Genomic DNA, 25,794 nt, shown 5'->3' on the forward strand with positions numbered 1-25,794 from the left:
CCAGGTTTTAGCCTTAGAATTAAGGTTGGAATACTTCCTGCTGAATACCGCCGACAACCCATTGAGAACTATTAGAAAATTGACGGAAATGCCAAATTTCACACAGTGGACTTATGGGTTCATTATCCTCTTTTATTGAACCGGTAAAGCGGACACTCGCGATGAGTGAATTTGACTGTTTAGAAACATCCAATAACTCAGCATCTAAAGTAATTACCTCTGTTTCATTCGCTGCACTTCCCCGCTCATCTAATTGCATCTTGATTTCTGCAAATACCTCTGGTGCGGTGAACTCACTTAAATCTTGGAGATTTTTTTGGTCATAAGCAGCTTGTAAGCGGTTAAATGTCACTTTGGCTTCCCGTAAAAAGGTTTCAGGTACAAAACCTATGGGATATTCAGAATAATTACTCCCAGCGCTACTTCCTGAGCTGTTATTAAAGGGTTGGGTAAAATTATTAAAAGGACTTTGGCTAGAACGGGTTTGTCCTTGATTAGTTTGAAAACCAGGTTGCATTCTTTTACGGAAAAAGCCAACAATAAAAAAGAGAACTGCACCCATAATTAACCAGGACAAGATTCCATTAGCAAAACCATGTCCCATAAACAAACTGGTGAGCAAACCGCCAATCAGTAGACCACTGAGCATTCCTCCCCATCGGCTGGTATTTTTGGTGCTTTGACCAAAAGCACTGGACTTTTGCACCTTATTAGGTGAAAACAAAGCACTGTGTGAACGTTGAATGCCAAAACTTCTGCCAGCACCAAAACGTTTTGCTGAGGCTTCGTTGACTAATAGTCCAAAGCTTAATAATGCAATAAGTAAATACGAAACAAGCGTACGCATAGTATCAGACCTTTCTTTTTTAAATGAAGACCTAAGTATAAAGTAATTCGAATGAAACTGCATCTTTGTGGTTGAATTTTGCACTATAATTAAAAACTGTAGGAATTTTCAAAATTCAGTAATGGATAGAAATCAAATAAAATATGACTAGGTATGCGTTAAATACATAAGGAGTATGTTATGTCTGAATATCAAAAAGGAGATTTGGGGACTGAGCGTAGTCATTTTTTTCCAAAAGCCATGCATCACTCGGCGGAGTCGGAAACAGTATTGATACGATTACAGGCTCTATTAAGTCGTATTGAAGAAGGGATTGCTTATTGTAAGCAACAAACGGATCTGTATCCGAGGATGCAACAATATGCTGACAAAATATCGGTTTTAAATGCCATCAAAAACTATATTTGTGGCAATATAGGTCTTGATCTTTTAGAAGAATATATGATGATGTATCCCAAATGGGATAAAAATCCTGATGGTATAGATATTAATAAGTTGCTTCAGGAAGCTCTCACTTTTAAAGGTGAGCCTCAATAAACGTCATTTGTGACTAAGAAAGTTCATCTCTTAAACAACTATACTATAGACTCCTTTAATGTAAATCCGTTCAATATTCCTGGAGTGAAAGGGTTTACTTGATTGTTTGTTTTTAATAGGTAACGTCCTGAGTTACTATTGATTTCAAAGAGAATTTGCAAGCTAGAACTGTCTTGTTCATCAATTAGCACATTCACTTTCTCGAGTAGCTTAAATAAGGCCCAAGTTCCTTGCTCTGCCAATTCATAATGATTGCCTTCAATTGAATCGAGGGCGAGTTTTGCATGAGATTGAGGCCAGCTAAAACGAATAACGGATTCAGTGCTTTGATTATCGATTAATTTGGTTCTGCCAATTTCAAGCTCTAGATGCGCAACAACAGGATCTAAGCTAATTTTTTGTAAACTAAAATCAATTTTACTCTCTTCCCCATGATCAGGGAAAAACATATTAGTTATAATATTTGCACGTATCAGCGCATCTAATGTCTCTGAGGCAATAGGTAATACGGAATCATTTACTGCTTTAGGCTTCCATTCTGCACTAGAAATATCCAGAAATGGCTTAACATAGTTTTCAGTAAACGTGTTTAAAGCGCCCCGAGTAGAAAAGAAATGGTTAAAGTCTGTAATTGTGATTTCTTCTTGTTGGGACGCGTCGAACGGATAACGTCTGGCAATAGTCGTTTGAAATTCCCTGTAAACGGTTTGTTGCCATTGTTGGTTAATATACTGGCGACTGTCTTTGATCAAAATACCCCATGCGTCACTCGCTAATTGTTTGGTCCATGTACTTAAAGGTTCAGGTAATTGTCGTGCTTGATTATAAAGCAGACTTACTGGATCAGAAGCACTTTCACTGGAAAAGCGAGTTTTAGTAATGTTAAATGCGGTTCTACCCCCATCATTTATCATGGATAATGTTGAAATAAAGCGTTCTAAATCCACGATTTTTTGACTAAGTTCTTTTGTACTGGAATGACTCATTAAATTTAGATCAGTAAATTGATTGGCAATTGCCTGATTAAAAGGGGACGAAGTGTTGGTCAAGTCCGCTTTGGTTTCTTGTTGAATCAGGGAAATTATCTTTCGTAATGAATGAGATTGCTCTAAATTTTTAACAATTTGTCGTCCTGTTTGATAATCTTGATAATGCAATGGTTGCGACTTACGCATAAACGTTTGCCACCAGGTCACATAGTCAAAACAATAAGCCTGGGTGATCATTTCTGGCAATTGATTTAAGTCATTGCGTGCAAGTACCCAGTTTTCTTTCTGCAGGCTGTAGCTAATGTCAGGAATTTTTTGCATGATTTCGTTAAAGCCTGCACGAGTAAAGTAACTTGGCAATTCATTAGTTGCCAATACAAACCCTTCAATGGCGATTTTTTGTTTCGTACCAGGAAAAAATTCTTTGGCAATGGAATAATAAAGGTAGCTGGTGGGTAATGCATTTAAATAATTTCTCGCATCACTAATTACCTGCGGTTTTACAATTATATTGCGGGGTGGTTTACTTAATAAAAGTTTTAATAGTGCCAGTTGTTTATTTAAAGCACTTTCTGGTTGACTTTTCCATTGACTCGCAAACCAATCTTGTACTTGCATCGCAGAAAAATGTTCCGGCTGGCTTAACATGAGGTAAATTTTCAATGCATTATAACGAACAATAGGAGTATTCCCTGGATTATTGATTACATCTTCCAATTCACTGGTTAAGGAGGGTAAGAATTCACCGTGGAGACGATTTTGAGCATTATGGTGTAAATTATATTTTAATTGATGTACTGTTGGTAGCGATAAGGAGTTACTGGGAATGTGGCTCATTGTTTTGGCTGCATTAGATAAATGATAAAGAGCCTGCTTTTCTTTATTTTTTTGACTATTGAGCACATCATAGGCCAATAATTCTTTACTTGTTTCATCGAGTAAATGGGCGGTTTTGTAATGGTTATAACTTAAAATCAATAAACTCATACCAGCAATACTTGCGGTTATCGCAATAATAGGTTTTTGTGAGAATTTTCTAACTTGTGGAATTTGGCTACAATGTTCCTGAATAGTGCTTAATGCACCCTCAACAAAATAAGCTCTGAAATTGGTCGCTTGCGGAAAAGTATCTTGTACTACCAAAGCATATTCATGCTGAATTTTCTTGTTCAAGCGATCAATGCTCACCCCGCCTTGTTCCGCACTACAAAAATAAATGGAATGTAAATTAAAGAGTCTGGGCGAAATTCCTTGAATTAATGCTTGAATAGGGGAGCGAAGGCTTGCGACCTGTAGTGGAAACTCCCGAATTAAACTGCGACGCATTGTGGAGCGAGCAGGATGCATTTTGTGAATGACTTGTTGGCCAATTTGTTCGGTGAGTTGATTGAATTGTAATGAATAGGCTTCTACTTTTTTCTTTAATTCATTTCTACAATCGAGCGAAAATCCTAAAGGTTTTAATAATTCAGTTGCATGTTCTGATTGATAAAATTCGGTGAACCCTGCGAGGGTATCCATCTTGGTGAACATCAGCGCCAGATTGACAGGGTAGCCTAGATTTGTTCCAAATCGTTCTAATAATTGTAAATGTGCTTTTTTTTGTTCAGCAAACTGTCCTGGATCGGCTATGAGCAAGTCGTTTACATCAATACATAAAACCAAGCCGGTTATTTTAAGATAGGTGTTGCATCGATTTAATTGCTTTAACGTCGTTAGCAACAAGGTTTTACTGTTAGTAAGCCAATTTTCACCAAGCTCAATAATGATCCCTTTCTGATTATAGTAAATTTTTGCATGTTGCTCGCTGAAAACGGGTATTTCTTCCATATTGCTTTGTTTTAATACGGCCGATTTTCCTTGAGCATTTCTGCCCGTAATCACTATAAATGATAGCTGATTGCTTTGAGGCTTTAGTTGTGAAAGTATTTTTTTTATGGCATCACATAATGCCCGTAAAGAATTGTCCATTAGCTATCCAGAAGAGCAAGTTGGGTGTGTCCAAATAAAACGGTTTTTGCTTTATTTTCCAATAAATATTGGCTGGTTAAAAAAGCAAGTGTTACCACAGTAACTGCAGTAACCAAGGTTATGATAACCGCTTTGTAATTCTTTTTAACAATTTTAGGTATAGGATTTTCATTGAATAAGCGGCGCGGCTGATTGAACCGATTTTGCTGAATTATTTGATAAAGATCTTCAATGTAATTATCCAATACCTGCCGTCCATCTGCTTTGAGATGGTAATGGCCCTCAAAACCAATAATCAGAAAAAAATAGACTAACTCAATGAGATCAAGATATTGATTTGGGCGTTCTTTAATGTAATTTAGGATTTCAAAAAAACGTTCTTGTGGTTGAGCATTATCATTAGTGAGCGGAGTGAATGCCTTAAATTCAGCGGTAATTTGGTATACGCGCATGTAATTTTTACCAATGATTTCATCTATAGTTGCGGCCATTAAATAATAAGCGATTGCTGCAAAATCTCCTGGGTATTTAGAAGCATCCATTTTACTTTGAAAAGCGAGTAATTCATGCTCGATATTGTCTCTGATATTCTCAATAGGGGGTAATGAAGGGCTAAGACAGAGTCGCTCTAGTAGTGATAAAAGAGGGCCTGCGGCTGCAACTAAAGCATTAGTAGAAAAGGGAGCAATGAATAATTTAGAGCGATAGTAACCTTGCGGGACGATCATAGTTCCCGAATTAACAAGGTGGCTGCTGACCAGTGAGGCTGGATAATGCGCAACTGTCATGGTCTTGCTCCTAATAGGTCTTGATTCAAGCATGAAATCGTATTGCAAACACTCTAAAGTAAAAAAGAGATGATACGTTATATAACGCGCATTGTTCAAGTGAGTCAAGCTTTATGATTTGGTATTACGGTAGAATGCGGCTGGGGGCTGGGTGTTTACTTCGTTGTTTATACTTTTATGCTTGTTGTAACGATTGCCATCCTATCTAAGGGGGCAAATACCCCCAGATTTCTCGTTAAACATTTTTATATGCAATCAATAACCCGTTCTCCATTTTTTGACACCTTCGTTCCTTGTATTTACCTATTAACCTCTGCATAAAAATTTGAATTGTAGGTCTATGAATTGACACTCAAATTAGTTTTGATTTCAAGGTGTTCATCCTGATTAAAGTCGCGAATCAACCCTATAATTTCAGTATGGCGGCTTAATTGTTCTTTATCTGTTTGCCAGTAACAGGCCACCTCTGTTGGTAAACATCCTTCCTTATCCAGTGCGTATTTATTAGCATTATGATTTAACAACATTAATACAGTCGTTTTATTATTAACATAAGCTGCTTGATGCAAAGCGGTCCATCCAGTTTTTGTTGCCTTTATATTAACATCAGCACCGGCCTCAATAAGTGCCTGCAAACATTCCCCATCCTTATCATAATTTGCGAGTTCAATAATAGGATAGCTTCCACCACATTTCGTAATGCATTCTTTCGCGATCAACTCCGGATTTTTATCCACGAGAGCCTTAATAACCTCTTTACCACATTTCGTATACATAGACGCATAATGTAAAGCAGTGCCATAGTCTCCTTCAACTGTAAGATCTGAATACTGAATATAAAGTTCAATAATTTTTTTTAATCGAGGAGTATTGTGAAATGCAGTTTTCATGAGAGCAAGTTGCAGCGGCGTCATTTTTTGCTCATCAAAAAACCTATAATTAGAAAATTTTGTTGAATTAATTTCACGTTGACTAGGGCTCTTTTTTTGATCTTCTATCAAAAGTTGTTCTAATTCATCTAATGATTTTTCTGAGATATTTGTTTTCGAAGATTCTACATAATCATGAAATTTATTAAGCATCTTATATCCTTTACAGTTAATTTGGGGCAATAGTAATCTCTTAGTCCTATTTTTTTATCAGTAATAATGGGACGGCCAGATGGTACCGGATAGGCGACATATGCACAATGTGGTTTTTTTTTAAAAATTACCTGTAATATCATTATGCTTATGGTGCTCATCAACCAAGATTAACTTTGAATATATTTCTGGAGCATATTGCATCGTTCCTTAACAATAAGGTACTATTCTTGTTTGCCAAATATAGAACTATTTTGGTACTATATTTATAATAGGGATAGAAGATAAAATAAGTGAGTTTTTGTTTCTAATTAAGACTTATTTAGTACTAGATTATTCGAGTTTGAGGTGTTATGCTTCGCATCAGCAAGTTGGCCGATTATGGAACAGTAGTGATGGTTTATCTCGCAAGGCACGCGAAAGGATTGTGTAATGCGCGCGATATCGCGTTACATACTCATCTGACTGTACCTACGGTAAGTAAAATTTTAAAACGTTTAACCAGTGCGGGTTTGTTAACTTCAGTGCGTGGAGTGACTGGGGGATACCGATTGCGACGACCTGCAACTGAGATTTCTGTGTCGCAAATAATTTTTGCATTGGAAGAACATCGTGGTTTCACAGAATGCAGTTTGCAACCAAATGATTGTTCATTACAAGGTGTTTGTACTATTCAGGGCAATTGGCGCTTAATTAGCCAAGCAATTGAAACCGCCCTAGATAGTGTGAGTTTGGCTACTTTGGCGAAACCCACTTTGCAAGCATACGATGTGGACCGAGTTCGACAATTGGCAAGTGGAGTTAATCGTGGCTAAAAGCAGTGAGCAAATTAATTCTCTGCTCGATAGAGAATACCAACATGGGTTTACCACCGACATTGAAGTAGATACTTTCGAACCTGGCTTGGATGAGGATGTTATTCGACGTTTATCAGCAGTTAAAGGCGAGCCTGAATTTTTGCTGGAATGGCGTTTAAAGGCTTACAGGTATTGGTTAACCATGACCCCTCCTCAATGGTCCAGTGTGCACTACCCGCCCGTGGATTACCAGGCTCTTTCTTATTACTCAGCGCCTAAACAGAAAAAAGATGCTCCTAAAAGCCTGGATGAAGTTGATCCCGAATTGCTAAGAACCTATGAGAAATTAGGTATACCCTTAAGGGAACAAGAGATGTTGGCTGGTGTTGCTGTCGATGCGGTATTTGATAGCGTTTCGGTAGCAACTACATTTAAAGAAAAATTAGCTGAAAAAGGGGTAATTTTTTGTCCTATCTCTGAAGCGGTACACAAATATCCCGAATTACTCATGCAATATTTGGGTTCCGTAGTGCCTTATCGCGATAATTTCTATGCCGCACTGAATTCGGCAGTTTTTAGTGATGGCTCTTTTGTTTATGTCCCTAAAGGGGTACGTTGTCCCATGGAATTATCCACTTATTTCAGGATTAATGCGGCATCTACCGGACAATTTGAACGTACCTTAATTATTGCCGATGCCGACAGTTATGTTTCATATCTAGAAGGTTGTACAGCGCCTATGCGTGATGAGAATCAATTACACGCCGCTGTGGTTGAGCTAGTTGCTATGGATGGAGCACAAATTAAATATTCCACCGTCCAAAACTGGTATCCAGGGGATAAGGAAGGAAAAGGTGGAATTTATAACTTTGTGACCAAGCGAGGAGCATGCAGAGGCAAGCGCTCTAAAATTTCTTGGACCCAAATTGAAACCGGTTCAGCAATTACCTGGAAATATCCCAGCGTAATTTTGCAAGGGGATGATTCCGTCGGAGAATTTTATTCAGTTGCCTTAACCAATAATTATCAACAAGCCGATACAGGCACTAAAATGATTCATATTGGTAAGAACACGCGCTCAACCATTATTTCCAAAGGAATTAGTGCGGGGCGTGCACATAATGCGTATCGTGGTTTGGTTCGTATTGCACCAACAGCAACTAATGCACGTAATTATACTCAGTGTGACTCCATGTTGATGGGGTCTGAATGCTCTGCGCATACTTTTCCTTATATTGAAGTCAAAAACCCTACGGCACAGGTAGAACATGAAGCAACCACTTCAAAGATTAGTGAAGAGCAACTGTTTTATTGTCAACAACGAGGAATTGATACCGAGGATGCTGTTTCGATGATTGTAAATGGTTTTTGTAAGCAGGTATTAAAAGAATTACCTATGGAATTTGCGGTGGAAGCGACTAAATTGCTAGGTCTAAGTTTAGAAGGGGCAGTGGGCTAATATGTTAAAAATCAAAGACTTAAATGTTGAGGTAAATGGGCAATCCATTTTGAAGGGCATTGATCTTGAGGTCAATGCGGGTGAAATTCATGCCATCATGGGACCTAATGGTTCAGGTAAAAGCACCCTGTCTAAAGTATTAGCTGGCCATCCTTCGTATCAAGTGACTGGCGGAGAAATAAATTATCTAGGGCAGGATTTGACCCCTTTATCTCCCGAAGAAAGAGCACGTGCTGGTATTTTTTTATCATTTCAATACCCAGTGGAGATACCTGGGGTCACCAATGTTAATTTTCTCAAAGCCTCGGTTAATGCAGTGCGTAAAGGTCAGGGAAAAAATACTCTTGATGCAATTGAGTTTCTCTCATTCATTCGCGAAAAATGTAAGTTACTCGAAATGGACGAAAGCTTTTTATATCGCAGCATTAATGAGGGATTTTCCGGAGGTGAGAAAAAACGGAATGAAATTTTACAAATGGCCGCTCTAGAGCCTAAACTGTCTATTCTCGACGAAACAGATTCGGGCTTGGATATTGATGCATTGCGTATTATTTCGCATGGTGTTAACGCCATGCGGTCGCCTGAGCGTGCGATTATTTTAGTAACGCATTATCAGCGCTTATTGGATTATATTGAGCCAGATTTCATCCATGTGCTGGTAAATGGTCGTATTATTATGTCAGGTGATAAATCATTAGCGCTTGAATTAGAGAAAAAAGGATACAGCTGGCTCGAGGAAACGGTGTAATGATATGAGTGAAATTTTGGATTTTTACCATCAACGAGCAAAAGCCAGTTTATCTACTTTGCCTTGGCTTGCCCAATTGCAAACTAAAGCATTGAGAGATTTGAATCGAAATGGCTTTCCAACACGTCATGATGAGGACTGGAAATATACCAGTGTTGATGCTCTATTGAGCCAGCCATTTATGCTTTCTGATAATGAAAGAACCCCTCAAGAGTCTGCGGTCACAGCACACGATGGAAAAATAAATTCTGATTTACCAGTAAATCAGAACATATCGATCCAAAATGGACTCATTTTGGGGATGGAACAAGTTATCAAAATGGTTCCTAAAGGAGTATTAGTCCTTCCTTTAGCGGATGCATTAACGAAACATCCGGAACTACTTAAACCGTATCTAGGAACTATTCTAAAGCAAGAGCATGGTTTTCATTATTTAAATACGGCTATGATTCATTGCGGCCTATTGATTTACATTCCAGCCGGTGTGGTGATTGAAGAACCTATCACTCTAACCCACATACAGACCCAAATGAATCAGGCAGTTTATTTGCGACATCTCATTATTGCTGAGGCAAACACGCAGGCTACAATCATTGAAGATTATCAAGGTTTGGCTAATTGTTATTATCTGACGAATACAGTAACTGAAGTTGTAGTTGGTGCTAACGCCAAATTAACGCATTATACAATTCAAAGAGAGAGTAAATCTGCTTTTCATCTAGGTCATTTATCGGTAAGACAATTGGCAGGTAGTGAATTTGCCAACCACTCCTTAAGCCTAGGCGGACAATGGGTGCGGTCCGATATCAGTTTGTATTTGCAAGAAGAAAAAGCTCATTCTTTGATGAATGGAATTTATGCTCCTGCTGAAGGCCAGCATGTGGATCATCATACCACAGTGCACCACTTGGTTCCTAACTGCAGTAGTGAGCAGGATTATAAGGGAATTCTCACTGGACGTTCGCGTGCGGTATTTAATGGAAAGGTAGTGGTTGCTAAAAATGCCCAGCACACCGACGCCAAACAACAAAATAAAAATTTATTACTTTCCGCAAACGCAGAAGTTGATACGAAACCACAATTAGAAATTTTTGCTGATGATGTTTTGTGCTCTCATGGCGCAACAGTGGGACAATTGGATGAGGAGGCCTTATTTTATTTGGCGACTCGTGGAATTGACCGACTTGAAGCATCGCACTACTTAATTCATGCTTTTGCCAGTGATAATTTGCGCCTTATTCCCCATCGTCAATTGGCGGATTATATGGGACATTTATTAACACAACAGTTGGGGTAAGCTAATGGACGCTTTGGATATTCAGGCAATTCGGAGAGATTTCCCTACACTTCATCAAAAAGTAAATGATTCTGATTTAATTTATTTTGATAACGCCGCAACATCACAAAAGCCTAAAGCGGTGATTGAGGCTATTTCTCGTTATTATGAGCATGACAATTCGAATGTGCATCGCGGTGTACACACTTTAAGTGTTAGAGCCACTGAGTGCTATGAAGCAGCACGTTCCAAAGTGAAACGATTTATAAATGCAAACTCGCCCCGAGAATGTATTTACGTACGCGGAACAACTGAAGCAATTAATTTAGTAGCCCAAAGTTTAGTTGCTCCACGTATTTTACCTGATGAAGAAATATTAATCACCCACATGGAACATCATTCCAATATTGTTCCATGGCAAATGGTATGCAAAAAAACGGGTGCCAAGCTGCAAGTTGCACCTATTTCTCTAGATGGCGAGATTTTGTTGGAAGAGTTTGCTAAAAAATTAAATAAAAATACCAAATTTGTTGCTATCTCTCATGCTTCTAATGCTTTAGGTACTATTAATCCGGTTAAAGAAATGATTAAGATGGCCCATGATTTTGGTGCCGAAGTATTATTAGATGGAGCCCAAGCAGCCCCTCATTTTCCAGTAGACGTACAAGATTTAGGGTGTGATTTTTATGCGTTCTCCGGACATAAGCTCTATGGTCCTACGGGTATTGGTATTCTATGGGCCAAAGAAGAACTTTTAGAGGCGATGTCACCCTATCAAGGGGGGGGCGAAATGATTAATTACGTTACCTTTGACGCCACAGAATATGCCGCACCACCTTATAAATTTGAGGCAGGTACTCCTAATATTGCTGGAGCAATTGGCTTAGGTGCTGCAATCGATTATTTAGAGTCGCTAGATAAAGAAGCACTCTTTGCATATGAACAAGAACTACTCGAATATGCAACTGCTGGGGTTCGCTCTGTAAGTGGATTTAACCTCATTGGAACTGCCAAACAAAAAGTTCCTGTGGTCGCTTTTGTACATGGAACCATTCACGCGCATGATATTGGCACTATTTTAGACAGTGAAGGAATTGCAATACGCAGTGGGCATCATTGTGCTATGCCCTTGATGGATTTTTATAATGTGGCTGCTACTTCACGTATTTCCTTGGCATTTTATAATACTAAAGAGGAAATTGATGTATGTATACAAGCATTACATCGAGTTAAAGAGGTATTTGCATGAGCGCTGAATTACGAGAACTTTATCAAGAAATCATTATCGATCACAACCGCAACCCGCGTCATCACTATGAAATGAAGGATGCGACAGTGCAGGCGAATGGTTTTAACCCTTTGTGCGGGGATAAGTTAACCGTTTATGTCAAAATCGAAGCGAATTTGATTACCGAATTGAGTTTTTTAGGATGTGGTTGTGCTATATCACAAGCCTCGGCTTCTTTGATGACTGACTCCATAAAAGGCAAAACCATAGAAGAAGCCCATGAGATGTTTCATCGTTTTCACCATATGCTGACGCAAAATGAGGAAAGTCAGTTACGGTATATGGATAAGTTGACAGTTCTTGCAGGAGTGAAAGCTTATCCTGCACGGGTAAAATGTGCTACTTTGGCTTGGCATACTCTTGAAGCAGCATTGAATAAAGACAATAACGTGGTGAAAACCGAGTAATGGTTTATTAAAAGCCGCAACCTAGGGTGCAGTTACCAAAAAAACGCAGGTACTTTATGTTTGGTTTTAAGAAAAAACAGGATCCGGAATTATTGAAAGAGGCTATTATTAATGCGCTTAGGGAGATCTATGATCCTGAAATTCCCGTCAATATTTATGATTTGGGTTTAATTTACGATATTTTGATCGATGATGAAGCCCATGTCGTTATACACATGACTTTAACTACCCCAGGTTGTCCTGTTGCCCAAACTTTTCCAGGAACAGTAGAACAAGCCGTCAATAAAGTTGAAGGGGTTCGCGATTGTTCGGTAGAGTTAGTTTGGGAGCCGCCTTGGTCTCAAGACAGAATGACTGAAGCAGCTCGACTGGAATTGGGAATATTTTACTAATGTGGCAACCTTCCGCACCGATCGAGCATTTGCGTCAACGGGCGAAATTATTAGTAAAGATCCGCTCTTTTTTTACTGAGCGCGACTATTTGGAAGTTGAAACTCCAATTATGGCGCGTTATGGCACAACCGATGTGTACCTTAGCAACATAAAGGCCACTTTTCGTGGCAAATCCTACTGTTTACAAACCTCTCCTGAATATCATATGAAGCGATTGCTTGCTGCTGGTAGCGGCTCTATTTTCCAAATCGCCCGTGTCTTTCGTGATGATGAGCTGGGGCGATGGCATAATCCAGAGTTTACTTTGTTAGAGTGGTACCGACTGGGCATAGATCATCATGCCCTCATGGATGAGATGGATGATTTCCTGCAAATAGTGATGCAATCTAAACCTCTAATCAGAAAAACCTATCAACAGGCTTTTATTGAAGCATGTGATGTGGATCCATTCTCTGCTCCAATTACACAATTTAAGCAAATATTGAGACGTTATGAGTTGGATAATGTATTAGCTCCTCAAGAAGAAGATAGAGATCAATATTTATTTCTGCTGATGAGTCATGTTGTAGAACCTTTTTTGAGTAAAGAAACTGCTCCCGTTGCGGTCTATAATTTTCCGGAATCACAAGCAGCTTTAGCAAAAATTAATCAGGGAGTAGCCGAACGTTTTGAAGTCTATTACCAAGGTGTGGAGTTAGCGAATGGCTTTCATGAGTTGACGGATGCTACCGCCCAGGAAAATCGTTTCACTCAAGACCAAAAGCTAAGAAGGGAAAAGGGTTTTCCCTCTGTGGAGGCGGATCAATACCTATTGCAAGCTTTAAAACATGGCTTGCCTTCTTGCAGCGGAGTGGCCTTAGGTATTGACCGTTTATTGGCTTTAGCCTTAGCACAATTTGAGATTTCACAAATTATTTCTTTCGATTTTAACAGAGCATAAATTTCCATTTTCTTCCCTCAAAATCATTCATAATCAATCTACAATGAATCCAAAGATGGTCTAATATTAATCATATAGGGCTTTTTTGTAGTTTCTAATTATGATACGGGCTGAAGAGGTTTTTAAACCTGATTTTAAAGGCAAACCAGATTTTAAAGGTCCAATAGTATTACACATGATCGATCAAAATGGTTATGGTGATGTATCTTTAGGAATTAAAATTGCTAAGTTTCTCTCCAAAAAATATCCAGATGCTCCAGTTTACGTTTTGGCAAGATCAGATTCAATAAAAAAAATAATCGAGATTGAGCCTGACTTTTTAGAGCAAGTCACTCATCCTAAAATTAAAACGGTTAACACACAAATGACGAGTCATTATTCACTCCGTGAGTTATGTGAGAGTGCGCAACTTGCCGTAGAAACAGCTATTTATGATGACTCATTGAACAAATATTATAAAAAAAATACCTGTCCCAAAATCTTTATTGGGGAATATGGACTTTATGAGAAAAAAGACTATCAGGATCCCATAATTAATTTAAGTGGTAATGTGGGTGTGGGAGAAGATTATCCTGGAATTTTAATTGAACCTAATTTAAAAGAATTTTCACATTTGAATCCGGCCGCAAAATTAGAAGCTCGAGCAAAAATCCTTAACGGATTGGATCCGATGTTAAAAAAACAAGTGTTAGGTAGTGAAAGTGATGACGCTTCAGTATTTCTTAAAAAGAACAGTTTTGCTTTTTCCTATTATAACTTCCCCTATTCTTATAAAAGAGCAGCCACTGTATTTGCGGCAAGTAATGAGGAAGGAAAACACGCAAACTATTTTGTAAGTGCTTCGGATAAAAACGACAAGGATCAAGTGGTATTAGAGGCTTTAGAAGACAAAGATTTTCAAGATAAGTTAAAACAACTGGGATATAGCAAGCTTGTTTTTTATACTGAAGACTCAGATAAGCCACATAAAGAGATTATTTTAGATAAAACAAATGCGGAGGGTAGGGAGTTTAGAGTATTCCAAAGAAATCGCTTTACTCACGATACCACACTTGATTTGATGCGTTTGTCTGATGTCTGCGGAGTTGCAGGCGACCAATCACTTACAGAAGCATTTTCCCTTGGTGCTTATCCTGTTCCAGAGGAATGGCATTGTCAAATAAAAATAATAAATCAAATTGCAAATACCTATTACGCTAATAATGGGGTCATGTCACATATACATGGGAATACATGGGAAAGTAAAAGCTCAGTTAACGAATGGGCCTATGCTGGTGAAATATTGCGTAAATTCCGTCCTACCGTAGATAATGTTCTTACCAAATTCCAAAATGAGGCAAATCTTTACAATGCACTAGACTATCGGCTTAATATGGAACTTGAAAAGCCAAAACAAGAAGAAATAGACAAATATAATAAAGCCTTTATTGAGGCACTTGAGGTGAATCAAAGGAGTCTAAAAACAGACAAGGATAAAGCTTTTCATATAGCTACAGAGATAGCGCGTTATTATGCTAAGTACGAACCCAGTGAACCCCTGACACTTGGTAAAATACTCGATACAATGAGTACGCATGTCGGTCAATCAATTTCCCATATTGATAAAATTGCTAATGTTGTTGTTCAACAAAAAGATTGTGACTTTATAAAAAGTGAGCGCAGTACTAGTTTTATAAAAAGGAACATTACCCACACCTCCTCACGAAATACAGAATTATTTTCCAAACTCCAATCGTTGCAACGACACCATTTTCCCTCCTCAATGGAAGGAAATACCCAAGATAAAAGCAATTCGTTTAAAGATAAATTTTCTGAAATGCGTCAATCGGAAGTTACAGAAGGCGATCTCGATTTGGCAGTAAAGTATTTAGCGGGATTAAGTATACAAACACTCAGTGAGGAGATAGGTTTTGGTCATACCCACAATTTTGGCAAATCCTTGCATGACGGATATCACTTGGTTGAAAAAATAACCCCTTACGAACCGGATAAGCCGGTAAATGAAAATAAAAAATTTACGTTTATTATTGAGACTAATTACCATTCGGATGAAAAATATCAAATTACGATTTCTAAAGAGCAATTGCGAGAATTTTCAGAGCGACAACAGATGAAAGAGGCGCAATCTGCATACAATTGCTGAGCATACCTTGGGATTCTGTAGGCGTGAGATCAGATGGTAGCTGCCTTCTCTACGTTCTCTTGAGCGTTGCTTCTGGGGCTTAGCTCTTTTCCTTCATAAATTCTCTGCTTTCCTTGTTTCATCCCAAGCTTTGCATCACCCCACCAGGGGTTTAATTACAGCATATTGATTTGCTTTCGGCGAAGATAGAGTACACTTCATTGTCACCAATGATTAAATGATCAAGTAAGCGAGCATCAACTAATTCAAGAGCCTCTTTGATACGTTCGGTGACGACAATATCTTGATGACTTGCATCAGATAGACCTGATGGATGGTTGTGAGCAAGGATGATGGCGGCAGCATTATGTTGTAAGACACGTTCTATGATGGGTCTTGGATGAATCGTTGCGGTATTGATTGTGCCAGAAAAAAGTTCTTCATAAGCTATGATGCGATGTTGATTATCCAGAAAAAGAGCTGCAAAAGTTTCATTTTTATAATCGCGCATCCGCTTTTTTAAATAAGCATAGGTTTGTTTGCTGTTGGTGATTTGGGTGTCTTTTTGCAATTGAATGTAATCACTGCGACGGCACATTTCTTTGACTGCTTGTAATTGGGCATAGCGTACGTCTCCCAAACCATGTATCTGCTTGAAACTCTGTTTATCTGCATTAAGAATGGCGCGTAAATCCCCCAAATGCTTGAGGAGATCAAATGCTAATTGAACACAGGATTTTTTATTACTACCCGAACTGATAAAAATTGCGAGTAACTCTGGGTCTGAAAGACTTTGTGCACCATGGGTAAGCAATTTTTCACGCAGATCTAACTGCCGTGTTGATTGGACGATCGTCATTTTTCTATTCCTTTATTGCGAAGTTTATGCTTTGATCGAGGCTATTCTTATCAAAAATGTTGAACCATGCAAGATTTTATTGGGAAAAAAGTACTTCTTGGGATTTGTGGTGGGGTCGCCGCATATAAATCAGCTTACCTGATTCGAGAGTTAACTCGAGCCGGTGCCGAGGTTAAAGTGGTGATGACCCAATCGGCCCAGGAATTTGTTAGTCCCTTACTCATGCAAGCTTTATCAGGAAATGAGGTACGTACGAATTTATTTGATGCCCAGGCAGAGCGGGCTATGGGACATATTGAATTGGCGCGTTGGGCCGATTATTTGGTAATTGCACCCGCTTCTGCCAATTGTCTTGCCAAAATAGCACAAGGTATCGCTGATGATTTGCTCTCTACTTTATATCTTGTAGCCGAAGTTCCCGTACTGGTTTGTCCCGCTATGAATCGCAGTATGTGGGCTCATCCCGCGACCCAAGCCAATTGTAAGCTGTTACAGACACGCGGTGTTATTTTTGTGGGGCCTGAAGAAGGTTCTCAAGCGTGTGGTGAACAAGGTTTTGGGCGGGTAAGTGAAGTGGAACAAATCATGAGTGCTTTACGTTTACATGAGGTCCATCAGTTGTTAGTAGGAAAAAAAGTACTGGTAACTGCTGGACCCACCCGTGAATCCATAGATCCAGTGCGCTATATCAGCAATTACAGCTCTGGAAAAATGGGCTATGCGCTAGCAGAAGCTGCTGCAATGGCTGGAGCACAAGTTACTTTGATTAGTGGGCCAAGTTCTTTACAGGCATCGGCGAGCATAAAGCGGATTCAAGTGGAGTCTGCACAGGAAATGCTGGATGCTGTAATGCGGGAAATGCCAGCAGATGGTATATATATAGGAACAGCTGCTGTTGCCGATTATCGGGTTGAGTCACCAGCTTCTGAGAAAATAAAGAAAAAAAATCAAGATGAAATGACACTAAAATTGATAAAGAATCCTGATATTTTAAGTGGTGTTGTGGATTCAGCTAAGGCCTCTTATGTAGTTGGATTTGCTGCAGAAACAACGGATGTTTTACATTATGCCACCGAAAAATTACAGCATAAAAAACTGGATATGATCGTGGCTAACGCAGTAGGCAAAGGACTAGGATTTGAAAGTGAGGTGAATCAAGTTTCCTTGATTACAAAAAGCAAGCAAATCGAGCTGCCCTTAACCCATAAAACGCGATTGGCAGGACAAATCATTGCAATCATTGCTGCAACTCTGCAAAATGATGCGCATTAATGTTAATAGGAAAGATTATGACGCAAGCGATTCAATTAAAAATTCTTGATGCTCGAATAGGAGACACAATTCCCTTGCCTGCTTATGCGACCGATGGTTCAGCCGGGCTCGATTTGCGTGTTTGTATTAATGAGCCGATTCAAATTGCACCACAAGAGACGGTGCTGTTGCCAACCGGTCTGTCCATTTATATTGCTGATCCCAAATTAGCGGCTGTCATTTTACCCCGTTCGGGTTTAGGACATAAAAATGGTATCGTTTTGGGTAATTTAGTTGGACTGATTGATTCTGATTACCAAGGGGAACTTAAGATTTCGTGTTGGAACAGAGGAATGGAGCATTTCACTGTGAACCCTGGAGAGCGTATTGCGCAATTGGTTTTTATTCCAGTTGTACAAGCAGCTTTTGAATTAGTTGCTGAATTTACTGAAACCTCTAGAGGGGATGGTGGGTTTGGTAGTTCGGGGAGGCATTAAAATGAACTATCAGCAAAAGCAAGTTTCTCGCTCTGTATTTAGGGCTTATGATATTAGAGGCATAATTGGCCAGGAATTGGATGAAAATGCGTTCTACAGTATTGGATTGGCGTTAGCCTGTTATTTACGTGAGTTACAACGTCAGCAAATTTTTTTGGCACGAGATGGTCGCCTTACCAGTTTGGCTATGTCTTCAGCTTTAAAACAAGGATTACTCGATAGCGGAATTGAAGTACTTGATTTAGGGGCCGTTCCTACCCCGGTGATGTATTTTGCGGTTCATACTCAAAGTATCGATTGTGGATTGATGGTAACCGGAAGTCACAATCCGGCGAATTACAATGGCATCAAAATGGTGTTGTTGGGTAAGACTTTAATGCAAGAAGATATTGATGTCTTGTATCGGATGGTTCATGAAGGAAAACGCATCACTGGCCAAGGTAAAGATGTCGCATTCGATATATTGCCTACTTACAAAGAACGGATTATAAGTGATATAAAAATTAAACGCCCTTTAAAAGTCGTAGTTGATTGCGGGAACGGTATCGCTGGTCCTGTTGTACCTCAAGTGCTTCGTGAATTAGGTTGTGAGGTGGTTGAGCTTTATTGCGATGTGGATGGGCACTTTCCTAATCATCATCCTGATCCCACTGTCGAGGCTAATTTAGCTGATCTGAAAGCTGCGGTAGCAATACATAAAGCAGATTTGGGTTTAGCTTTTGATGGTGATGCCGATCGAGTCGGGTTGGTCACGAACAAAGGGGAAATGATTTGGCCTGATCGTTTGATGATGCTTTATGCTCGGGAATTATTAACACGCCGTCCCGGAGCTACTATAGTGTTTGATGTGAAATGCTCCAGTCATTTAGAATCGGTAATCAAAGAGGCGGGCGGTGTAGCAAAAATGTGTCCTACTGGTCATTCCATTGTGAAGCACATCATGAAACAAGAAGGAGCCGCCTTGGCTGGGGAAATGAGTGGCCATTTGTTTTTTAAAGATCGTTGGTATGGATTTGATGATGCACTCTACAGTGCTTGTCGGTTGCTCGAAATTTTTAGTGCTTCGAATAAGACCGTAAGTGAACAATTTGAAGTAATTCCTAATAGTGTTAATACTCCGGAATTAAAAATTGCCATTGCGGATGATGAAAAATTCCAGTTTATGAAACGATTTAATGAAATGGCAGAATTTCCGCCTCAAGCACGTGTTATTGCCATTGATGGGTTACGTGTGGAATTTGATAAGGGTTGGGGGCTATTGCGTGCCTCGAATACCACCCCTTGTCTCGTTGCTCGTTTTGAAGCGGAAGATGAACATAATTTGGAACAAATTCAGGAGTTGTTCAAAAAACAGATGCATTTATTGGATGCCAAACTTGAGTTGCCATTCTAGTTATGAGGCTGACCTAGGTGAAGAGATATATCCCACCTAGGTTTCTTAAAGCCTCGTTCAAAATAAAGTATTAAGTTTTTATTGAAAAGTATTCCAAAAAAGAACACACTAAGTTCAATTCATGATGAATTTTATGAGAAATGGAGTTAAGCTTGGAACATTTAAAGTTACTTGATCCTTCCAACATATCTACAGCGAACACGAGTGAAAAAGAACTATCTCTTGTCACGATTGGCCAGGGTTGTCGCTTGACCATTGCTTCTTCGCAAGCAGTGTCACATTATTCATCTGCGGTTGCTTTACCACCCCAGGCTACTGAGGTCATCGAAGCTTCATATCAATTTTTGAAAATTCATGTTGATTCGAGAATTCCCATTTATGGTGTTAATACAAATTTTGGGGATCAGGTTCGCTATATCGACGCCGCTATAAAAGATACTGAAGAACTGGATTACTATGAATCAATTAATGAGCGACAAGAAAACATTATTCGCTCCCTTTCTTGCGGCTTGGGAGCAATTGTCGCACCTCATATCGTTCGTGTGACGATGATGCTGCGCGCCCATTGTCTGGCGCAAGGCTATTCAGGGGTGCATCCCGCCCTGATTAACTCGTTGTTAGATTTTCTAAATGCGGGTATTACTCCTGTGGTTCGGTGTTATGGTTCTATTGGCGCCAGTGGTGATCTGATTCCTCTTTCCATGATTGCTGCAGCGCTTATTGGAGAACCCGTTGCGGTAATTTATCAAAATAAAGTAATGCGGGCACCGGAGGCAATTCAATTAGCTGGACTTAAGGCTTATAAACCTGTCATGCGCGATGGTCTTGCTCTCATTAATGGTACATCCTTTATGACTGCAATCGCGAGTTTGGCAGTTTATGACTTACATCGGTTATTCAAACAAATGTTAGCGGCAATTGCGATGACCTTAGAGTCTTTACTGGTAATAAGTAGTGCTTATCATCCAATGGTGCATCAACTGAAAAATCAAAAAGGCGAAACGGCCATTAATCAATTTTTTATTGATTTCTGGGAAGGAAGTCAGTTATTGACCGATTTAGATGAATTGCGCACAACCGATTATACCTATAAACCAGTGCAAGATTATTATTCTATTCGTTCGGTTCCTCAAGGATTTGGCCCATTTCAAGAAAACTTAGAACGTGCGATTCGATGGATAGAAAATGAAATGAACTCTGTTAATGATAATCCTGTCATTGATGTTGCTGCGAATAATATTCATCATAGTGCAAATTTTATGGGCTATTATATCACTGATGCGTGTGATATTTTAAAAATGAATATTGCCCAGGCTTCTACATGGATGCATGCACTACTTGCAAACTTAGTTCATCCCCGCAAGAATCATAATTTACCAGTGAATTTAGTACCCAATCCAGAAACGCATAATGGCTTTCGTTCCATGCAGTTGTTGTCAGCAGCACTTGCAGTACAAAATCGTAAATTTGCCCAATCACATCAGTCCTTTACTTTACCTACTGAGGGTGATAATCAGGATGTGAATAGTTTAGGAACTCATGCTGCTTTTGATTTTCAAGAATCAGTTGCTAATTTGGAACGTCTCACCGCAATTTTGTTTCTCGCTGCAACCCAGGCCCTTGAGTTACGGGGTATTGAAAAAGCAAGTAAAAAAGCTCAATCTATCTATCACACGGTTCGTCAGTATTCTCCAAGAATAGAACACTGTAGGCCGATGACAGAAGAAATAGAGCTAATTATCAATTTACTAAGGGATAGTAAAATTTAAAGGAGTAAAACGTGCGTCGGTCTCATTTATACCTAACGCTTTCTTCATTCTTCATGGCTTCACCAGTATTAGCGACGTCCGATTTTAATCTGCCTTTTGTTAACACGGCAGGATTAGGGGTGGCTTATGCCGATTGGGCTACTGCAGCCAGTGATGCGAGTACGGCGTATACAAATCCGGCGGGGCTAGTTAAACTGACTCATCAACAAATAGTCGGTAATGCATTGGGTATAATAGGCACGGCTCGATTCACAGGAACTGCAACGACCCCAACATTTCCCTTTCCATTCCCTGTCGTTCAATCTGGTGAAGCAAAGAGCCAAATTAAGGCTTTTCTGCCATCATTTTATTATTCTGCCCCTTTAAACCAGCGCCTATCTTTTGGTTTTAATTTAACGACTCCATTTGGATTGGGTACGAATTATGGTTCTACACGTTCCGCTATAGCGCGTTATGCTACTACGCGTGCTCAAGTTGTGGGAATTGATGCAGGTCCAAGCTTAGGGGTAAAAATAACCGATCGTTTTTCTCTTGGAGCGGGATTCGATGCGCTGCATCTATCATTCACCCTAAATAATATGTATGGCCCTCCTGTTTCTTTTCCTTTTGATTCAAGACTAGAAAATCATTTAAGTGGCTGGGGGTATGGCTGGCATGGGGGGGCTTTATTTGATTTTTCACCCGAAACCCGGATTGGTTTAAGCTATTATTCTAGAATCTCACTTACTACAACGGGACATAGTACGGTTCATGCACCTGCAGTCGGACCCGAAGTTGTCGTTTTCAGTACCAATCAACAAAAAACAAAAGCGGCTTTACCCGCCCGAGGCGAATTGAGTTTGCAACATGATTTCACAAAACGTTGGACAGGAATGGCCACTGTCTTTTACACCCATTGGAGTACCTTTAAACAAATAACCATGGAAAATACGCAAACGCCGATGGGAATAACACTTCCAGTTACAATTCCTTTTAATTATCACAATTGTTTTGATTATGCAGTTGGGGCTACATATAAGGCAACTGAAAAAATATTATTCCGTGGCGGGCTTCAATTTATGAGCACTCCCTCAAATGATAGAGACAGGGGTATTGCTGATCCTGTGGGGAGCGCTACCATTTTGGCTGTAGGGGCTCATTATCAACAAGATGAGCACTTAGGATATGATGTTGGGGTGGGACATTCGTTCTTTAACCCGATGTCAGTGAACCTTATCACTCCGTTGACTGCTCTTAAAGGACATACCCATACCCAAACAACTGCAATAGGTGGACAAATTACCTGGGCATTTGCATAGTTTTTATCATCTTAGGAGAAGCAAAGTAGAGGTCCTAATAATTGGATTGAAACTTTGGATCGAAAGATTTCAGATAAATTCTGAATTTAGCTTAAAAAGTGTGGAAAATGGAATTATTTTGAACTAATTTTAATGGATAGGATACCACAAATAAGTTGTCCAACCCCTAAGTAATGCGATTAATCATGGAGGATTATCAGCATGAAAAAAATAACCAATTATGATCAATTCAAGAATATTCTTCCTTATTCGAGTGAAATGTTTGGAGTATATCAACCATTAATTGGCTGGAAATCAAAAAGAATATTGAAGCGTATAGAGAAATTTGCCCAGTTACAAAATGAATTTTTGCTGGATCAGCTGACGAAACATTTTGTAAGTGAAACATCCATAGCAGACGTTGATTTACGGAGTTGCCTGTTAGAAAATCCTCATTTTGATTTGGGGGAGTTCTCACCTTCGGGTAAATTGTTTAATCAACGCTCCATTTTATTACAAGAGCTGCGTAGAAGATTACAAAAAAAAATAGTTAAAAATGTTGATGAATGGCGTCAGTTTATTGCGGATAATGATTTAAAACGTATCCTTCATGAACATGTTTTCAACCATTATAAGGAAGAATTCCATGACAAATGTGAGCGGGTTGGTACTTTAAGATCGAATCCCGGCGAGACGAATGACGGACAATTTCAACGGGTTATGCAACGTAAGGAAGATCTTTATCAGCAACTTGTTACTCAATTGAAAATTGAATCGATTATTGCAAGAGTTATTATGGAATTGGTTAATAATCAATCTGTTGCTCCATTGAATAAAATATTTTATTCCAATGCCAAATACAACAGCAAGGAAGCATTTTGGGCCATTGTAAAGAACTATTCTGAGGATTACAAAGACCCCTACCTGACGTTTGATCCTAAAAAAGATATCGATAATGTCTCTTTATCACCGTTAGGTATCGTACACTTATTTCGACAGTATTTTTTTGAATTTGATACGTTTCTTGGCTCACCGACAGGTCATGTTTGGTTAGCCCCAGGATCCACAGTAGAGCTCATTGAAATCAGTACACGGAAAACAATTACTGAAAAAACATATGAAACTGAATATGAATCGATTACAAAGACGGAAAAAAGCACCACTGATCAAGATGAAATCAGCGAAGCTGTAAAACAGGAGAATAAAAACGATTTAAAATTAGGTTTTTCAACTACTGTTAACCAATCATGGGGAACAGGCAGTGCTTCTGCTACGGGTAGTTTAAATATGGATAGAACGCAACAGACAGCACGAGAAACAACGCATATAAAAATGCGTGAACAAACGCAAAAACTTTCTTCAGAAATTCGGGAAAATTTCAAATCTACCTTTAAAACCATCACTGAAGAAATGAATACTTCTAGCAAACGTTATGTTCTATCCAATAATACCCCTGATTTGATTAATTATGAATTACGTAGAAAAATGCGTCAGGTGGGGGTTCAGGTTCAGGATATTGGTAGTTTTTTATGTTGGGAAACTTTTGTTGATGAACCCGGGGAGGATTTAGGATTGTCTACATTAGTGCATATTGCCAAGCCTGCTGATTTAATTCCTAAACCAGTCATAACAGAAACTGTACCTCCTCCGGATACATCAACTAATTTTACTGCGCAAGCTGTTTGGGATTTTGGTGATAACAGAAAGAATAATAAAGATTTTCCTGAATTAGGATTTGTTCCCTTGACTACTTTTCCAGTTCCACCTCCTCCTGATGGTTTTGAACTGCAAAAATCAAATTATCCTGATCGTTATATTAATATTAAATATGTCTCACATAGTGGTGAAGATTCTGAAAATGCGATTTGGGCTTTTAATGGCAAATTTACTCCAGATTTTTCACAAATTGAAATAGGGGTTATCACTGCACCAGACGGATTGGAATGGGATGAGCGAATTGATTTTGTTGTAGGAGGGACACTGCATTACACTACCTCAGCAGCAAAACTTGCTGAAATTGCTGCAAGTAATGCGTCCAAAAAGGCTGCAGCCGTTGATATTGATATTGCTAATGCTGAGAAAACGCGACAAGCTTTTCTGGCCGCTGCTAAAGAACGAATCGAGATGGCCAGCAATATTACCAAACGTAAATATGAAGATTTACGAGAAGAAGAACGTATTATTGTTTATCGTCGTTTGATTAAATCCTTGATGACCGATATTCATTATCAGGTAAAAACAGAACCTAAAACCTTACATGTATTATCCGAATTAATTAATTCTATTTTTGATGTCAATAAAATGCTTTATTTTGTTGCTCCTGAATGGTGGAAACCACGTAAAAAATTCAGTCAATATTTGGGAGTAGGTGATTTTCAAAGTTTGACGGCGGACTCGGTAAATTGGTCAGATAATGTGGCAAGAGAAGATAATTATTTAATTACTGATAAGTCACAACCCGCGCCAATGGGAAGTTCTCTTGGATGGTTATTGCAATTGGATGGAGATAATTTGCGAAATGCATTTCTCAATGCGCCTTGGGTCAAGGCAGTTATCCCGATTCGTCCCGGCAAAGAACGTGCAGCGATAAATTGGTTAAAAAATGTCAATGTGGAAGGGGCTGATGGTTTGGATGCTGCATATGCCGCACCACAATCTGAATTGGACGAAATCAAAGCTAAATTATTGGCCATTGATCCGGCGGATGAAGTAGGATCCCATACCCAAGTAACTATTAATGATGCCATTCGCTTTTTGTGTACTCAAGTTGCACAAAAACATGAAGAATCCAATAAAACGGATCATTATCCTAAAGGGGCAGAAATTCATGATGATGATAAAGTTTCAGCAACCCCGATTGATAAAGTCTATGAATATGGCTTTTATCCTCTGCAAGGAAGCTTTCGTTATGATCCCGGGAATCCTGATCCCAATAATCCTGATAGAAATTTTCAGGTGTTTGATCAATGGATAGAAATACTGCCTACGGATCAGGTAGTACCCGTTAAGGTCACTTATAATCCTCTTACGGGAAGACAGGAACCTCCGGTATAAACAAGTTATTTATTTTTTGAAAGTTTTATAGAGCACAATTGAGTCGTGAT

Annotated in this window: 21 protein-coding genes; 16 read left to right on the plus strand and 5 right to left on the minus strand. The window is 39.2% G+C overall.

Annotated elements, in window-relative coordinates; translation table 11 throughout:
- Positions 1-19: 19 nt before the first annotated feature.
- Entirely contained in the window at positions 20-847 is an 828-nt protein-coding gene (locus HBNCFIEN_RS01915) for a Tim44 domain-containing protein (protein ID WP_182392468.1), read from the minus strand.
- Positions 848-1,027: 180 nt separating this feature from the next.
- Between HBNCFIEN_RS01915 and HBNCFIEN_RS01920 the strand changes: the two genes are divergently transcribed.
- The gene (locus HBNCFIEN_RS01920; protein ID WP_182392469.1) at positions 1,028-1,384 is read left to right on the plus strand and encodes a hypothetical protein; all 357 of its coding nucleotides are present in this window, start codon (positions 1,028-1,030) and stop codon (positions 1,382-1,384) included.
- 38 nt (positions 1,385-1,422) lie between these two features.
- Here the strand turns inward: HBNCFIEN_RS01920 and icmF are convergent, their stop codons facing one another.
- The 3 genes from icmF to HBNCFIEN_RS01935 all read right to left on the minus strand — a co-directional run bounded on the left by icmF (position 1,423) and on the right by HBNCFIEN_RS01935 (position 6,214).
- Positions 1,423-4,344 carry a type IVB secretion system protein IcmF gene (gene icmF / locus HBNCFIEN_RS01925; RefSeq protein ID WP_182392470.1) on the minus strand — a complete coding sequence of 974 codons (2,922 nt, stop codon included), beginning with the start codon at positions 4,342-4,344 and terminating at the stop codon, positions 1,423-1,425.
- On the minus strand, positions 4,344-5,132 hold the full coding sequence (gene icmH / locus HBNCFIEN_RS01930; RefSeq protein WP_182392471.1) for a type IVB secretion system protein IcmH/DotU: 789 nt from the start codon (positions 5,130-5,132) through the stop codon (positions 4,344-4,346). The genes icmF and icmH overlap by 1 nt, the downstream gene beginning before the upstream one ends.
- Positions 5,133-5,470: 338 nt before the next feature.
- Positions 5,471-6,214, minus strand: a complete 744-nt coding sequence (locus HBNCFIEN_RS01935) for an ankyrin repeat domain-containing protein (protein ID WP_182392472.1) — start codon at positions 6,212-6,214, stop codon at positions 5,471-5,473.
- A gap of 353 nt (positions 6,215-6,567) precedes the next feature.
- Between HBNCFIEN_RS01935 and HBNCFIEN_RS01940 the strand changes: the two genes are divergently transcribed.
- The 9 genes from HBNCFIEN_RS01940 (at position 6,568) to HBNCFIEN_RS01980 (ending at position 15,665) form a co-directional block, all read left to right on the plus strand.
- Positions 6,568-7,029, plus strand: coding sequence for an SUF system Fe-S cluster assembly regulator (locus HBNCFIEN_RS01940; protein ID WP_182392473.1), 462 nt, complete (start codon positions 6,568-6,570; stop codon positions 7,027-7,029).
- A complete protein-coding gene (gene sufB, locus HBNCFIEN_RS01945; protein WP_370530104.1) occupies positions 7,022-8,470 on the plus strand; it encodes a Fe-S cluster assembly protein SufB in 1,449 nt (482 codons plus the stop codon). The genes HBNCFIEN_RS01940 and sufB overlap by 8 nt, the downstream gene beginning before the upstream one ends.
- 1 nt (position 8,471) lies before the next feature.
- Positions 8,472-9,218 (plus strand): Fe-S cluster assembly ATPase SufC, encoded by a 747-nt coding sequence (sufC, locus tag HBNCFIEN_RS01950; protein ID WP_182392475.1) that lies wholly within the window; start codon positions 8,472-8,474, stop codon positions 9,216-9,218.
- Between the two features lie 4 nt (positions 9,219-9,222).
- Positions 9,223-10,515, plus strand: coding sequence for a Fe-S cluster assembly protein SufD (gene sufD / locus HBNCFIEN_RS01955; protein ID WP_182392476.1), 1,293 nt, complete (start codon positions 9,223-9,225; stop codon positions 10,513-10,515).
- Between the two features lie 4 nt (positions 10,516-10,519).
- Positions 10,520-11,743: a cysteine desulfurase gene (locus HBNCFIEN_RS01960; RefSeq protein ID WP_304599266.1), complete on the plus strand. Its 1,224-nt coding sequence runs from the start codon at positions 10,520-10,522 to the stop codon at positions 11,741-11,743.
- Positions 11,740-12,189, plus strand: coding sequence for a Fe-S cluster assembly sulfur transfer protein SufU (sufU, locus tag HBNCFIEN_RS01965; RefSeq protein ID WP_182392477.1), 450 nt, complete (start codon positions 11,740-11,742; stop codon positions 12,187-12,189). The genes HBNCFIEN_RS01960 and sufU overlap by 4 nt, the downstream gene beginning before the upstream one ends.
- A gap of 56 nt (positions 12,190-12,245) precedes the next feature.
- The gene (locus HBNCFIEN_RS01970; RefSeq protein WP_182392478.1) at positions 12,246-12,581 is read left to right on the plus strand and encodes an SUF system Fe-S cluster assembly protein; all 336 of its coding nucleotides are present in this window, start codon (positions 12,246-12,248) and stop codon (positions 12,579-12,581) included.
- Entirely contained in the window at positions 12,581-13,522 is a 942-nt protein-coding gene (gene epmA, locus HBNCFIEN_RS01975) for an elongation factor P--(R)-beta-lysine ligase (protein ID WP_182392479.1), read from the plus strand. The genes HBNCFIEN_RS01970 and epmA overlap by 1 nt, the downstream gene beginning before the upstream one ends.
- 100 nt (positions 13,523-13,622) lie before the next feature.
- The gene (locus HBNCFIEN_RS01980) at positions 13,623-15,665 is read left to right on the plus strand and encodes a hypothetical protein (protein WP_182392480.1); all 2,043 of its coding nucleotides are present in this window, start codon (positions 13,623-13,625) and stop codon (positions 15,663-15,665) included.
- 151 nt (positions 15,666-15,816) lie between these two features.
- Here the strand turns inward: HBNCFIEN_RS01980 and radC are convergent, their stop codons facing one another.
- A complete protein-coding gene (radC, locus tag HBNCFIEN_RS01985; RefSeq protein WP_182392481.1) occupies positions 15,817-16,503 on the minus strand; it encodes a DNA repair protein RadC in 687 nt (228 codons plus the stop codon).
- 66 nt (positions 16,504-16,569) lie between these two features.
- On the opposite strand from radC, the gene coaBC reads away from it, so the two are divergent.
- The 6 genes from coaBC (at position 16,570) to HBNCFIEN_RS02015 (ending at position 25,744) form a co-directional block, all read left to right on the plus strand.
- Positions 16,570-17,775 carry a bifunctional phosphopantothenoylcysteine decarboxylase/phosphopantothenate--cysteine ligase CoaBC gene (coaBC, locus tag HBNCFIEN_RS01990; protein WP_182392482.1) on the plus strand — a complete coding sequence of 402 codons (1,206 nt, stop codon included), beginning with the start codon at positions 16,570-16,572 and terminating at the stop codon, positions 17,773-17,775.
- Between the two features lie 17 nt (positions 17,776-17,792).
- Positions 17,793-18,251, plus strand: coding sequence for a dUTP diphosphatase (gene dut, locus HBNCFIEN_RS01995; RefSeq protein ID WP_182392483.1), 459 nt, complete (start codon positions 17,793-17,795; stop codon positions 18,249-18,251).
- Position 18,252: 1 nt separating this feature from the next.
- A complete protein-coding gene (locus HBNCFIEN_RS02000; protein ID WP_182392484.1) occupies positions 18,253-19,644 on the plus strand; it encodes a phosphomannomutase/phosphoglucomutase in 1,392 nt (463 codons plus the stop codon).
- Positions 19,645-19,796: 152 nt separating this feature from the next.
- Positions 19,797-21,413, plus strand: a complete 1,617-nt coding sequence (gene hutH, locus HBNCFIEN_RS02005) for a histidine ammonia-lyase (RefSeq protein WP_255464302.1) — start codon at positions 19,797-19,799, stop codon at positions 21,411-21,413.
- Between the two features lie 11 nt (positions 21,414-21,424).
- Positions 21,425-22,711: an OmpP1/FadL family transporter gene (locus tag HBNCFIEN_RS02010; protein WP_182392486.1), complete on the plus strand. Its 1,287-nt coding sequence runs from the start codon at positions 21,425-21,427 to the stop codon at positions 22,709-22,711.
- 201 nt (positions 22,712-22,912) lie between these two features.
- On the plus strand, positions 22,913-25,744 hold the full coding sequence (locus HBNCFIEN_RS02015; RefSeq protein ID WP_182392487.1) for a peptidoglycan-binding protein: 2,832 nt from the start codon (positions 22,913-22,915) through the stop codon (positions 25,742-25,744).
- The last annotated feature ends 50 nt before the right edge of the window (positions 25,745-25,794 follow it).

Source organism: Legionella sp. PC997 (assembly GCF_014109825.1).
Taxonomy (GTDB): Bacteria; Pseudomonadota; Gammaproteobacteria; order Legionellales; family Legionellaceae; genus Legionella.

Bases quoted from the DNA above. Each gene is read 5' to 3' on its own strand.
- icmH (WP_182392471.1), bottom strand. From the start codon at position 5,132: ATGACAGTTGCGCATTATCCAGCCTCACTGGTCAGCAGCCACCTTGTT.
- dut (WP_182392483.1), top strand. From the start codon at position 17,793: ATGACGCAAGCGATTCAATTAAAAATTCTTGATGCTCGAATAGGAGAC.
- HBNCFIEN_RS01920 (WP_182392469.1), top strand. From the start codon at position 1,028: ATGTCTGAATATCAAAAAGGAGATTTGGGGACTGAGCGTAGTCATTTT.
- icmF (WP_182392470.1), bottom strand. From the start codon at position 4,344: ATGGACAATTCTTTACGGGCATTATGTGATGCCATAAAAAAAATACTT.
- HBNCFIEN_RS01915 (WP_182392468.1), bottom strand. From the start codon at position 847: ATGCGTACGCTTGTTTCGTATTTACTTATTGCATTATTAAGCTTTGGA.
- epmA (WP_182392479.1), top strand. From the start codon at position 12,581: ATGTGGCAACCTTCCGCACCGATCGAGCATTTGCGTCAACGGGCGAAA.
- HBNCFIEN_RS01940 (WP_182392473.1), top strand. From the start codon at position 6,568: ATGCTTCGCATCAGCAAGTTGGCCGATTATGGAACAGTAGTGATGGTT.
- coaBC (WP_182392482.1), top strand. From the start codon at position 16,570: ATGCAAGATTTTATTGGGAAAAAAGTACTTCTTGGGATTTGTGGTGGG.
- radC (WP_182392481.1), bottom strand. From the start codon at position 16,503: ATGACGATCGTCCAATCAACACGGCAGTTAGATCTGCGTGAAAAATTG.
- sufC (WP_182392475.1), top strand. From the start codon at position 8,472: ATGTTAAAAATCAAAGACTTAAATGTTGAGGTAAATGGGCAATCCATT.
- sufD (WP_182392476.1), top strand. From the start codon at position 9,223: ATGAGTGAAATTTTGGATTTTTACCATCAACGAGCAAAAGCCAGTTTA.
- sufU (WP_182392477.1), top strand. From the start codon at position 11,740: ATGAGCGCTGAATTACGAGAACTTTATCAAGAAATCATTATCGATCAC.
- HBNCFIEN_RS01980 (WP_182392480.1), top strand. From the start codon at position 13,623: ATGATACGGGCTGAAGAGGTTTTTAAACCTGATTTTAAAGGCAAACCA.
- HBNCFIEN_RS01935 (WP_182392472.1), bottom strand. From the start codon at position 6,214: ATGCTTAATAAATTTCATGATTATGTAGAATCTTCGAAAACAAATATC.
- HBNCFIEN_RS01970 (WP_182392478.1), top strand. From the start codon at position 12,246: ATGTTTGGTTTTAAGAAAAAACAGGATCCGGAATTATTGAAAGAGGCT.
- HBNCFIEN_RS02015 (WP_182392487.1), top strand. From the start codon at position 22,913: ATGAAAAAAATAACCAATTATGATCAATTCAAGAATATTCTTCCTTAT.
- HBNCFIEN_RS02000 (WP_182392484.1), top strand. From the start codon at position 18,253: ATGAACTATCAGCAAAAGCAAGTTTCTCGCTCTGTATTTAGGGCTTAT.
- HBNCFIEN_RS01960 (WP_304599266.1), top strand. From the start codon at position 10,520: ATGGACGCTTTGGATATTCAGGCAATTCGGAGAGATTTCCCTACACTT.